Annotated in this window: 9 protein-coding genes and 1 pseudogene; 6 read left to right on the plus strand and 4 right to left on the minus strand. The window is 62.8% G+C overall.

All coding sequences use genetic code 11. The features are described from left to right. Window positions 1–605: 605 nt before the first annotated feature. The gene (locus tag H567_RS25685; protein WP_208598413.1) at window positions 606–779 is read left to right on the plus strand and encodes a helix-turn-helix domain-containing protein; all 174 of its coding nucleotides are present in this window, start codon (window positions 606–608) and stop codon (window positions 777–779) included. Between the two features lie 81 nt (window positions 780–860). Here H567_RS25685 and H567_RS0117225 read toward each other — a convergent pair whose 3' ends face one another. Beyond that, on the minus strand, window positions 861–2036 hold the full coding sequence (locus tag H567_RS0117225; protein ID WP_028322341.1) for an exo-beta-N-acetylmuramidase NamZ family protein: 1176 nt from the start codon (window positions 2034–2036) through the stop codon (window positions 861–863). Between the two features lie 290 nt (window positions 2037–2326). Between H567_RS0117225 and H567_RS0117230 the strand changes: the two genes are divergently transcribed. The 4 genes from H567_RS0117230 (at window position 2327) to H567_RS0117245 (ending at window position 7547) form a co-directional block, all read left to right on the plus strand. Then, entirely contained in the window at window positions 2327–3262 is a 936-nt protein-coding gene (locus H567_RS0117230; RefSeq protein ID WP_028322342.1) for a peptidase MA family metallohydrolase, read from the plus strand. Between the two features lie 408 nt (window positions 3263–3670). Continuing rightward, the gene (locus H567_RS0117235) at window positions 3671–5674 is read left to right on the plus strand and encodes an oxidoreductase (RefSeq protein ID WP_028322343.1); all 2004 of its coding nucleotides are present in this window, start codon (window positions 3671–3673) and stop codon (window positions 5672–5674) included. A 34-nt stretch (window positions 5675–5708) separates the two neighbouring features. Next, window positions 5709–6197 (plus strand): metallophosphoesterase family protein, encoded by a 489-nt coding sequence (locus H567_RS0117240; protein ID WP_028322344.1) that lies wholly within the window; start codon window positions 5709–5711, stop codon window positions 6195–6197. A 174-nt stretch (window positions 6198–6371) separates the two neighbouring features. Further along, a complete protein-coding gene (locus tag H567_RS0117245; RefSeq protein WP_028322345.1) occupies window positions 6372–7547 on the plus strand; it encodes an adenylate/guanylate cyclase domain-containing protein in 1176 nt (391 codons plus the stop codon). Between the two features lie 224 nt (window positions 7548–7771). On the opposite strand, the gene H567_RS0117250 is transcribed toward H567_RS0117245, so the two are convergent. Further along, on the minus strand, window positions 7772–8326 hold the full coding sequence (locus H567_RS0117250; protein WP_028322346.1) for a CBS domain-containing protein: 555 nt from the start codon (window positions 8324–8326) through the stop codon (window positions 7772–7774). Between the two features lie 478 nt (window positions 8327–8804). Between H567_RS0117250 and H567_RS0117255 the strand changes: the two genes are divergently transcribed. Next, a complete protein-coding gene (locus tag H567_RS0117255) occupies window positions 8805–10541 on the plus strand; it encodes a YgiQ family radical SAM protein (protein ID WP_028322347.1) in 1737 nt (578 codons plus the stop codon). A gap of 295 nt (window positions 10542–10836) precedes the next feature. Here the strand turns inward: H567_RS0117255 and H567_RS28655 are convergent, their stop codons facing one another. Both H567_RS28655 and H567_RS0117265 read right to left on the minus strand, forming a co-directional pair. Further along, entirely contained in the window at window positions 10837–10977 is a 141-nt protein-coding gene (locus H567_RS28655; RefSeq protein ID WP_153306239.1) for a hypothetical protein, read from the minus strand. A gap of 23 nt (window positions 10978–11000) precedes the next feature. Beyond that, window positions 11001–11224, minus strand: a pseudogene (locus tag H567_RS0117265) (hydrolase); the annotation flags it as partial.

Raw genomic sequence — 11224 nt, forward strand, 5'->3', positions numbered from 1 at the left:
AACCATCTCCGCAGGCGGCCTGCGGCTGCGCCACGGCCTTTCGTTGTGGATTTGAAAAAATAGATCCCATCCGGGAATGATTTTCCGGTAGAGCCCGGTTTCCAATCCGGAAATGAGGATTTTTCTTTACACGCTGCGCGTGCTCAGTCCCACCGCTTCGCGGCGGGTCCCGGTTTAGCCAATATCAGGGAAATCAAGCGTTTGCGCGGAGGCGACCTGCAGGTCGCCGCACAAGCAAACGTGCAGATCGACGCCGAGATTGGCCAAAAAGACCATTTCCGGATGGAAACAAAATAACCAGGCCGAATGTTTCCCGCTCCCCTTATAAAAGGCGGGTGGCCATGCGTCAAGCATAAATCCCGGCGCCGTAGGACGGCCTGTTTTGTGAAGCGACGGGGGATTCTTTCGAATATTGTGAATTATAGCATTATAAAATACATTATAGATTAGAAATTCGATTTTAGGGTCTCTCTCTTTGCGGATGCAGGATTTTCTATTGACTTTGATGTTTATACGGGCTAATATTAAAAAGGTAGAACTTCCAGATATTTAATACAATGACTATGAATTGCAGCCGTAAATCCAGCAATATTCAGGAGACCATCATGCCTCAGATTATGACAACAAAGGAACTGGCAAAATATCTCAAGCTTCACGAAATTACCATCTGCAAATACGCCGCCGAAGGCAAGATTCCTGCCATTCGCATCGGCCGGGTGTGGCGGTTCGACAAAGAGGCCATAGACCGCTGGATCAGCGGCGGGCAGCAATCGAAGTGACGTCGGGGAAAGGCATCCCCCTGATCGATGGGGAGGACGGCAGGAGCGGCAGGGGAGGGCCCGGGCCGGCGGCCCGGGCCTTCAGGCATAGAGCAGAAAAGGCCGGCGCCATTCCCCGTAATCGGAGAGATCCGGATGCCAGCGCTCCTTCAACCGGTTGACGGGGATGCCATTCTCCAGGTCTTTTCGGAATTCATCATCGCCCATGATCAAATCAATGGGCTTTTTTTTGTACTCGTATTCATAGGGAGGCTCTTTCCAGGCAAAATCGCCGGGGTGAATCTTCGCAATGCACTGGATGAGGGCGAGGGAGGTGAGGTAGGGTTCGTAGAGGCCGGGGTCGAGTACGTGGATCATGAACCCTTTGCACAGTCGATGGTGCCATTTGTTGAAGGTGGGGCGGAAGGTGAAGGGCTGAAGGCGGATGCCCTGGCGGCATGCCGGGCTGAGGGCCTCCAGGACCGCCTTCCGGTCGATGTAAGGGGCGCCGAAGATCTCGAACGGGCGGCACGTTCCGCGTCCTTCGGACAGGTTGGTTCCCTCGAGGACGACCTGCCCGGGGTAGACAAGCGCCGTTTCGAAGAGCGGCATGTTGGGTGAAGGCATGAGCCAGCGAAGACCCGTGTCGGGCCACAGCATTCGCCGCTCCCAGCCCCCCATGGGGATGATCTCGAGGTCACAATCGATGGAGAAGGCCTCTTTGAAGAGAAGGGCCATCTCGCCCATGGTCAAGCCGTGGCGCATGGGAAGTCGGGCCGGGCCGACAAACGAGAAGAAGGCCTCCTGCAGGAGATTGCCTTCGATCACCCGCCCTCCGAGGGGGTTCGGCCGGTCGAGGACGGCCAGGCCGACGCCGGCGTCGGCGGCCGCCCGCATGCAGTTGAGCAGGGTAGAGGCGAAGGTGTAGACCCTTGTCCCGGCGTCCTGCAAATCGACCATCAGGCAGTCGACCCCCTCGAGCATAAAGGGAAGCGGGGCCCGGGTCTCGGCGTAAAGGCTGTAGACCGGGAGGCCGGTCTCCTCGTCCCGGGCATGGGGGGTTTCGACCATGTTGTCCTGATCTTCTCCTCCGAAGCCATGCTGCGGTCCAAGGAGTCCCTTGAGGCGCCCCGGGAGCGTCTGTGCGATGACGCTCCAGGACGGTTCGAGGCGGCGATCCACAGAGGCCTGGTTGGCCAGTAGAAGCAGGTTCCGGCTCTTGAACTTCTTCCATTCGCCTTCGCGGAGGCGATCGATACCCATAGCGGTCGCTGGCATGAGTTTTACCCGGTTCATGGGAGGTTGAGGCCGTTCGGGACGGCGAAGAACGGCTCCTCGACGGCCCAAGGCATCCTACGGAATGGTCCGGGGCTTTTCAAGCCCATTTCCTGGTCGCCCGCCGAAAAGGCTCCAGACCCCGAGCCGGTGCGTGATGCCGGATGCCGACGAGAGGGCGACCGGGGTCTCGCATCGGCCGCCTGATAAGCGGCGAAGGCGACCGGGGTCTTGCATGGGCAGCCGGAGAAGCGGCGGACGATGGTCAACGCGGAAGAAAGGCGGAAGGCGGCATGGCGCGCCCCTCGAATTCTATCTACCTGATTCTCTGTATGCTCATCAGCCTCTGCATGATGGGGAGTGCGTGGGGGCGAAGCGGTCCGCTCGAGGCCATCGAATCCCCTTTCTTGCGGGTCCACTACGAACCGGGCCTCGAAGAACGCGCCAGGGAGGTCCTTTCGGCATACCCGGCGGCGAACGCGGAATTGGAGGCGGTGTTCGGCTGGAGGGTGACGACTCCTCCCGACGTCTTGTTGACGGCCGACAGGGCGGCCTTCGAGCGCTCGACGCAGAGCCGGGTGATCGTGGCCTTCGCGGTCCCGGCGAGGAACCTGATCGTGATGGAGTGCTCCCGTGGCTTCGAGAAGCCCTTCAGCCTCGAGACCATCCTCAAGCACGAGATGTGTCATCTGCTGCTGCACAGCCGGATCACGGAGGTCCCGCTGCCGAGGTGGTTCGACGAGGGTGTCTGCCAGTGGGCGACCGACGGCGTCAGCGAGATTGTGATGGATCAAAGAGCGGGTCTGCTGGATCAGGCCGTGCTCTCCGGGCGCCTCATCCCGCTGCGCCATCTCGAAGGCGGATTCCCGCTGGAGGAATATCCGCTCCGTTTGGCTTATGAGCAGAGCAAATCGGTTGTTCTCTATATCGTGGAGCGCTACGGGCGGGAGGCCCTGATGGGGATCCTCGCCTCGATGGCCTCCGGAGCGGAGCTCGAGGAGGTGATCGAACGGGATTTTCTCCTGACCCCGGGGAGGTTCGAGAAGGAGTGGCGGGATGACCTGCGGGCCGGCGTGTCGTGGCTGAGCTACCTGAGCGGCCACCTCTACGAGATCCTCTTCCTCCTGGCTGCCCTCGCCTCTGTCTATGCGTTTGTGAGGGCATGGATAAGGAAAAGACGTTATCTCCGCGAAATGCCGGATGATCCCGACGACCTCACGCTTCACTAGGTCACCGCCTGGAAGCGGCCGCGGCACAGTCCGAGTGGAAGCAAATCCCTTGCCGATGCCGGCTCTTGCGCCTATAATCCGATATCAGCCGTCGACGGGTGATCCGGGGTGAACGGGCCCTCCCAATCGGATGCTCTCGGGCAGGCCTCGCCACCCGCATTTCCATCGCCATGCCCTGAGGCGGCCTCCGCCGGGAACGGCCGTCGGGCGTGAGGGCACATTCGGCCGCCCTTGGAAGGCGGCTCGAGCCGTTCATCGAGGGGTGGATGCAGGCCGCTCGACCACCCGGATTCGGGCGCTTCGGCCCGAATGGCGCTTTTGGGCTGCCGGATCGCCTCCAAGGCCATCCGCGTCCCTGTTTATAACCCCCGTTTTTGAATGCCGCCAGACCATCGAGGAGGAGAACGCATGCAATTCCCCCATCTTTTTTCCCCTGTAAGCATCAACGGCTTGAATCTTCAGAACCGGATCGTCATGACGGCCATGCACCTCGGATACACCCCCGAGGGCACCGTGACGGACCGCCTGATCGATTTCTATGTCCCGAGGGCCCGGAGCGGTGTGGGCCTGATCATCGTAGGAGGGTGCCCGATCGACGAAAACGCCGGCATGGCGAACATGATCTGCCTTCACGAAGACCGCTTTCTGCCTGGGCTCGAGCGGCTAACGTCGGCGGTGCACGATGCGGGCGGCAGGATTGCGGCTCAGCTCTACCAGGCGGGGCGGTACACCCATTCGGCTATGATCGGCGGGAGACAGCCGTTTTCCGCCTCGGCCGTGCGCTCCCGGCTGACCGGAGAGACCCCTCGCGCGCTCGATCTGGCGGAGATCCCGGAGGTGCAGGAGCATTTCGCCGAAGCGGCGGTCCGGGCGCGGAAGGCGGGGTTCGACGCCGTGGAGATCCTCGGGAGCGCCGGTTATCTGATCAGCCAGTTCTTTTCCCCGCTCACCAACCTGCGCGAAGACCGCTACGGGGGGTCGCTCGAAAACCGGATGCGCTTCGGGGTGGAGGTGGTCGAGAAGGTGCGGCGCGCGGTGGGTCCGGACTACCCGATCATCATGCGGCTGGCGGGGAATGATTTCATGGAGGGCGGGAACGGGAACGCAGAGGCGCGCGCTTTTGCGGCGGCTTTGGAGAAGGCGGGCGTGGACCTTTTCAATGTGACGGGCGGATGGCACGAGACGCGCATCCCCCAGCTCACCATGCACGTCCCGCGGGCGGGCTACGTGTATCTCGCCCAGGGCGTGAAATCGGCGGTCGGCGTGCCGGTCCTGGCGAGCAACCGCATCAACGACCCGGAGACGGCCGAAGAGATCCTGCGCAGCGGCGGGGTCGATCTCGTCACCATGGCGCGGGGCCTGCTGGCCGATCCCGAACTGCCGCGGAAGGCGCGCGAAGGAAAGGCCCATCTGATCGATCACTGCATCGGCTGCAACCAGGGATGCTTCGACAGCATCTTCAGCTTCCGCCCGGCGACGTGCCTGGTGAACCCGCAGGCCGGGATGGAGGGGCAATGGCGCGTCGAGCCCGCCGCGCAGCCGAAGCGGGTGGTGGTGATCGGCGGCGGCCCCGCCGGCATGAAGTGCGCCCGCACAGCGGCCGAGCGCGGGCACGAGGTCATCCTCTTCGAAAAGGCCGACCGGCTGGGCGGTCAGCTTCTGTTGAACCGATTCATCCCGGGGCGGGGCGAGATGGTGACCGCGGCCAGGGACCTGGCGGCGCATCTGGCCGAGCTGCCGGTCGACGTCCGGTTGGGGCAGGCCGCCGATGTCGCGGCGGTCAAGGAGATCCGCCCGGATGCGGTCGTCATCGCCACGGGCGCCAGGCCCATGAAGCCGCCGATCCCCGGCATCGAGCGGCCCGATGTGGTGCAGTCCTGGGATCTGCTGGACGGCAGGGCGGGCGTCGGCCGCCGGGTGGTGGTCATCGGAGGCAACGCTGTCGGCCTCGAGACCGCCCTGTACCTCGCGAGCATAGGGACCCTGCCGCCCGAGGTGCTCCACTTCCTGATGGCGAACCGGGCCGAGAGCGTCGAAACGCTCCTGAACGGCATCGACCGGGGGATCAAGGAAGTCGTAGTGGTGGAGATGCTCAAAAAGGCCGGCAAGGACATCGGCCAGTCCACCCGCTGGACCGTGATGGCGGAGTTGAAGCGCCTCGGGGTCACGGTCCTGACCGGAGCGAAGGCGGTGGCGATCGGCGACGGGTTCGTGGAGATCGAAAAGGACGGGGAAGCCGAGCGGCTGAAGGCCGATTCGGTCGTTCTCGCGGCGGGTTCCAGAGCGGAGCGCGGGCTTGCGGCGGCCCTGGAGGGCCTCGTGCCGGAGATCTATGTGATCGGAGACGCCTCCGAACCGCGGAAGGCCCTCGATGCGATCCGCGAGGGGTTCCGGACCGGATTGAAACTGTAGCGCGGCGCAGAGGCTTCTGGTTGCGAGAGGAACCGTGAAGATCGGGGTTATTGCCGACACTCACCTGAAGCGGCCCGACGCCTTCCTGCGGCGCGCGGTCGAAGAGCATTTCGACGGGGCCGACCTGATCCTGCACGCTGGAGACATCTGCACCCTGGAGGTCCTGGAGGCCTTCGGGCGGAGGCCCTTCAAGGCGGTCGCGGGGAATCGCGACGACCGCACGGTCAAGGCGCGGCTGCCCCAAAGGCTGCTAATCGAGGCCGAGGGGCTGCGGATCGGCCTCATCCATGGGTGGGGCGCGCCCTGGGGGATCGTGGGGCGCCTTCAAGGCGCCTTCGAGGGGGCGGATGCCGTGGTCTTCGGGCACACCCACCGGGTCCTCAACGAGATGGAGAATGGGGTGCTCTACTTCAACCCGGGGAGTTTCAAGGGCGGATGGATCGCCGGGGGTGTGCGCAGCCTGGGGATCCTGGAGGCCGGGGACGGGATCCGCGGCCGGATCATCCGCCTCGAAAGCCGATGAAGGGGGCGCGGCATCCCTCCGCACGGCAGAGGCTCAACTCAACAGCGGACGTCGACGGCGAGGGTCGGACGTTGATTCGGGACGCCCGGCATGAAAGGGATCCCTTGGCGGGTGAAGCCGATCGTCTGAATCGTTTAGACGTCTGGCGGGCGCCCGAAGGGTTGTGGGGTGGTTATGGAAAAATATTACCGAGAACGTTTCGAGGCGCAGCGCAGGGTCGCCCGGACCATCGCAGGGATGATGGAAGTGAACCAGGTGCTCGAAAAATTGCGGACCGAGATCCGGCACGTGATCCCGAGCGCCATGGAGGTCTGCATCCTGCTGCTCGATGCCGATGCACCCAAGTACACGCGGCCTCTGCAATGCGCCCTGTACGACCGGCCGGTCAACTGCCTCCAATGTAAACGGCATCGGCCCGCCATCGAAAAGGCGATCCGCGAGGGAAAGGGGGTCCTCGTGTCCGAAAGCGAGCCCGTGGTGCGGCATGACGGGTCAAAGGTCGCGGTCGGGCCCGAAGCGGCCATCCCGGCCTTCGTGGGGGACCGGATCCTAGCCGTCCTGAGCGCCGTGGCCCTGCCGGGCGTCCACTTCGGCCGCAAGGATTTCTACTTTCTCAAGGATTTTTCCGAGTTCGTCGGGAATGCCCTTCTCAGTGCAAAGCGGCATTGGGAGATTACGCAGGAAAAGATCCACATCAGCCAGATGCTAGCCCATCTGTCCCCCTTCGTTCCGCACTCGGTCCGGCGCCTGGTCGAGCAGAACCCGGAGATGCTCAGCCGGGAGAAGCAGTCGCGCAATGTCAGCGTCCTCTTCCTGGACCTCGAGGACTACACCCGCCTGAGTTCCTCGCGACCGGAGGCGGAGGTGAACGAGATCGTCGAGAAGATGTTCTCGAGCTTCGTCGATCCGATCCACCGGTCAAGCGGCGATATTAACGAGACCGCCGGGGACGGTCTGATGATCATCTTCAAGGACGACGATGCGCAGACCAACGCGGTGCACGCGGTGAAGGCGGCCTTCGACATCCAGGAGCGGAACCGGGTGATCAATGCGGAACTGGGGTTCGACCTTGCGCCCATCCATGTGAACATGGGGATCAACACGGGGACGGCGCTCGTCGGCATGACCCGGTTCACGGGCTCCTTGGAGACCCGCATGACCTACACCGCGAGCGGACCGGTCACGAACCTCGCCGCGCGCCTGGCCGGGCAGGCATCAGGGGGCGATATCCTGATCGGCGAAGAAACCCGGAAAATGATCGACGGCCTGTGGCCCGTTTACGATCGGGGTGTGGTCAACCTCAAAGGGATCGATCACCCGGTCCACGTGTATTCGCTTGTAAGGAAATGATCCGTTCATCTGCGGCCCGGTGCGGCAGAGACCTGGTGAGCCGTCCCAAATCCAGCGGGCGGCGTGTGGACACGGGGGGTATTTCCCTCCTGAAGCCCGGCACGCTATGGGGTGATGCTGTGCAGCCGTCGTCCGGAAGACCTGACTGCAGATTTGGATCCGATGGCGTCCTTCTGCGGGCGTCTCGTCATGCAGGTATCTTCGTGCAACGCGTTGCTTTCCTTCTAGATCCTGCAGACCTTGATGACCTTGCAGACCTCCGAGAAGACGTCCACCAGCCTCAGGACACCGACGATCCGGCCGTCCTTCGTCACCAGCAGCGACTGTTTGCGCCCCATCACCAACTGATGGATCCCCTTGTCGAGGGTGTCCTCCTGATCGACGTATTCCCCTTCCTCCGGGGTGTGCATGATGTCGCGGACCTTGATGTGGACGGCCTTCCCGCAGATCTGGTCGAGGGGGTCCTGCCAGAGGCTGTACTGTTTGATGAGGGAGCGGATGAAATCGGGGTTGAGGCCACTCCGGGTGACCCCGCTCAGGTCGCCGATCCTGGAGTAGCCGGTTTCGAGCCCCTTCAAGAGATCCAACTGGCTCACCTTTCCAATCACCCGACCCGTCTTGTCTTCCACCAGTACGGCCCGATGGGTGTACCGGTTCTGGTCGAACCTCCGTTGGGCCTCTTCCAGGGCGAGCACGACGTCATAGAGGGTTGCATCGTCTTTGACCACCGCATACTCAGTGAGCGGCACCATGAGGTCTTTGATCTGTATGTTTCGCATCAGGGGCCTCCTGCCTCCAGTGGGTTGATGGAATCGCTCCGCCTCGATAGGTTTCCAGGGCATTTGGCGGATCGATCTGTCCAGCATGTCCAGAGCAGCCCGTGGGGTGGCCTTCGGATCGACCCCTGCTGCAAACGCGAGGGACCCTCGATCCCGCGGGTGGAACGGGGTCCGCTCTGAAGGTCGCGAACCGAAAGCCTTTCTCACGGCCTCGAACCGCCGGGCGCGCCCTCGGTGGTTTCGCGGCGGGCGCTGAACGGGGTGGCGCAGACCTGTGGCCGGCAAACGGTCCGAGCGTCATCCATGCAAAGCAAACAGCGGGCCAAACGATGGAACGAAAGGATTTAGGCTTTAACCTTTTGAAAGCAATAGTTAATTCGCCGTTCGATCAAGGATGCCTGCGGTGTGGGGGCGATGGACGGTGTAAAAATTCCTGACAGGTTGATCGAGGACTGACAGCGGGGGACAGGTCGAAAGGATGAAGAACGAGCTTAGAGATACGCCCGTTTTGCCGATGACGGCCGAGGAGATGGACCGGTTGGGCTGGGAGGCGCTCGATGTCATCCTGGTCAGCGGAGATGCCTATGTCGATTCACCGCACATCGGGGTCGCCGTGATCGGCAGGGTGCTTCTCGCGGCCGGTTACAGGGTCGGAATCATCGCGCAGCCCGACCCGGAGAGCGCAGGGGACATCTGCAGGCTCGGAGAGCCGGCGCTCTTCTGGGGGGTCACCGGCGGATGCGTGGATTCGATGGTGGCGAACTATACGGCCTCGGGGAAGCGCCGGCGGAGGGACGATATGACGCACGGCGGGGTGAACGACCGCCGCCCGGACCGGGCCGCGATCGTTTACACCAATCTGATCCGGCGCCATTTCAAGGGGACCAGGCCCATCGTGCTCGGCGGGATAGAAGCGAGCCTCAGACGGGTCTCCCACTACGATGCTTGGACCGGGAGGGTGCGGCGGTCGATCCTCTTCGACGCCAAAGCGGACCTGCTCGTTTACGGCATGGGGGAAAAGAGCGTTCTGGAGATCGCCGCATGCCTCGCCGAGGGGCGGCCCGTGACCAATGTCCGCGGCATCTGCACCATCGGCCGCGAGGTTCCGTCCGGGGACCAGGACCCGATGGGTCCCTGCATCGAGCTGCCCTCGCACGAAGAGGTCAGCCGGGACAGGGACGCCTTTGCGCGGATGTTCACGACCTTCTATGAGCATTCGGACCCGTTCACGGCCAGGCGGCTGTGCCAGAGGCAGGATACGCGGTTCCTCATTCAGAATCCGCCTCAGCCGCCCTTGTCGCCGGAGGAACTCGATCGCATCTGTGAACTGCCCTACACCCGGTCCTGCCATCCGTCTTGCCGGAAGGCGGGCCGGGTTGCGGCGCTCGACACCATCCGGTTTTCGATCGGGACCCACCGGGGCTGCTACGGGGAGTGCCGTTTTTGCGCCATCACGGTCCATCAGGGGAGGCATGTGGTCTCGCGCAGCCCGGATTCGATCCTGCGCGAGGCGTGCTCCTTCGAGCGCCATCCGGATTTCAAGGGTATCATCCCCGATGTCGGCGGCCCCACGGCCAATATGTACGGATTCGAATGCGGCCTCAAGGCGGTGCGCGGCGCGTGCGCCGACAAGGCCTGTCTCTTTCCGCGGGTCTGCAAACATCTCGAGGTCGACCACGGCCCCCAGATCCGCCTGCTGCGGGCGCTGCGGGCGCTCCCCCACGTCCGCAAGGTCTTTATCGGCTCAGGCCTCCGCTACGACCTGATCCTTCACGACCGGAAGCACGGGCGGGAGTATTTGGAGGAAGTCCTCCGCTTCCACACGTCCGGCCAGCTGAAGATTGCCCCCGAGCATGTGGCGGAGCACGTGCTTGCACTGATGGGGAAACCGGGAGTGGAGCGTTTGGAGGCCTTTCTCCGACTGTTTGACGAGCTGAATCGGACCAACCCGCAGAAGGCCTTTCTGACCTATTACCTTATGGCCGCGCATCCGGGCTCTTCGCTCGATGACATGCGGCGGTTGAGCGATTTCGCCGGCACCAGGATGAAGGTTTTGCCCGAGCAGGTCCAAATTTTCACACCCACCCCATCGACCTTTTCGACCCTCATGTACCACACCGGCACGGATCCCTTTTCAGGGGAAGAGCTCTTTGTCGAAAGAAGCGTGCGGGGGAAGGTGCTTCAAAAAACCACCGTCACGGGCGGCACGAACTGACTGCGGACCTTCGGCGCAGCCCGCTTCCGCATCGAAGATAGCGTGCAGAACAAGGGTCGGAGGGCACAGCCTCATTCAAAGGAAGGCGCCTGCCGTTCTCCGTACCCCATCCAGTAGCAGAGAAGCGGCGCAGGGACCCTCATGATACGCCCGGGGATTCCGGGGTCTTCTTGCAGGCGCGGAAATCGCTCACGGATTTGGCGAGGGCATTTCCACGGGGGAGTCTACTTGGTTTCCATCCGGAAATGATTTCCCGGTAGAACCCAGTTTCCAATCCGGAAATGAGAATTTTTCTTCACACCCTTCGGGTGCTCAGTCCCACCGCTTCGCGGCGGGTCCCGGTTTGGTCAATATCAAGGAAATCAAGCGTTTGCGCGGAGGCGACCTGCAGGTCGCCGCACAAGCAAACGTGCAGATTGACGCCGAGATTGGCCAAAAAGACCATTTCCGGATTGGAAACTACTTGAGTTCGGTGATCCGGTACAGGTCCAGGCGGCGGGTCTGAAGGTTGCGGACGCTGCCCTGGTAGCGCACCTCTTTGAGGAGATCGAGGTCCAGGTCGGCCAGAAGGGTCATCTCCGTATTGGGCGTCGCCTCGGCGGCGATGGCGTCGTGGGGGAAGGCGAAATCCGACGGCGTGAAGATGGCGGTCTGGGCGTATTGGATGTCCATGTTTTCCACCT

Source organism: Desulfatiglans anilini DSM 4660, assembly GCF_000422285.1.
Taxonomy (GTDB): domain Bacteria; phylum Desulfobacterota; class DSM-4660; order Desulfatiglandales; family Desulfatiglandaceae; genus Desulfatiglans; species Desulfatiglans anilini.

Excerpts from the sequence above, each read along its gene's own strand:
- H567_RS25685 (WP_208598413.1), top strand. The coding sequence starts at position 606 with ATGCCTCAGATTATGACAACAAAGGAACTGGCAAAATATCTCAAGCTT.
- H567_RS0117255 (WP_028322347.1), top strand. The coding sequence starts at position 8,805 with ATGAAGAACGAGCTTAGAGATACGCCCGTTTTGCCGATGACGGCCGAG.
- H567_RS0117245 (WP_028322345.1), top strand. The coding sequence starts at position 6,372 with ATGGAAAAATATTACCGAGAACGTTTCGAGGCGCAGCGCAGGGTCGCC.
- H567_RS0117235 (WP_028322343.1), top strand. The coding sequence starts at position 3,671 with ATGCAATTCCCCCATCTTTTTTCCCCTGTAAGCATCAACGGCTTGAAT.
- H567_RS0117250 (WP_028322346.1), bottom strand. The coding sequence starts at position 8,326 with ATGCGAAACATACAGATCAAAGACCTCATGGTGCCGCTCACTGAGTAT.
- H567_RS0117230 (WP_028322342.1), top strand. The coding sequence starts at position 2,327 with ATGGCGCGCCCCTCGAATTCTATCTACCTGATTCTCTGTATGCTCATC.
- H567_RS0117225 (WP_028322341.1), bottom strand. The coding sequence starts at position 2,036 with ATGCCAGCGACCGCTATGGGTATCGATCGCCTCCGCGAAGGCGAATGG.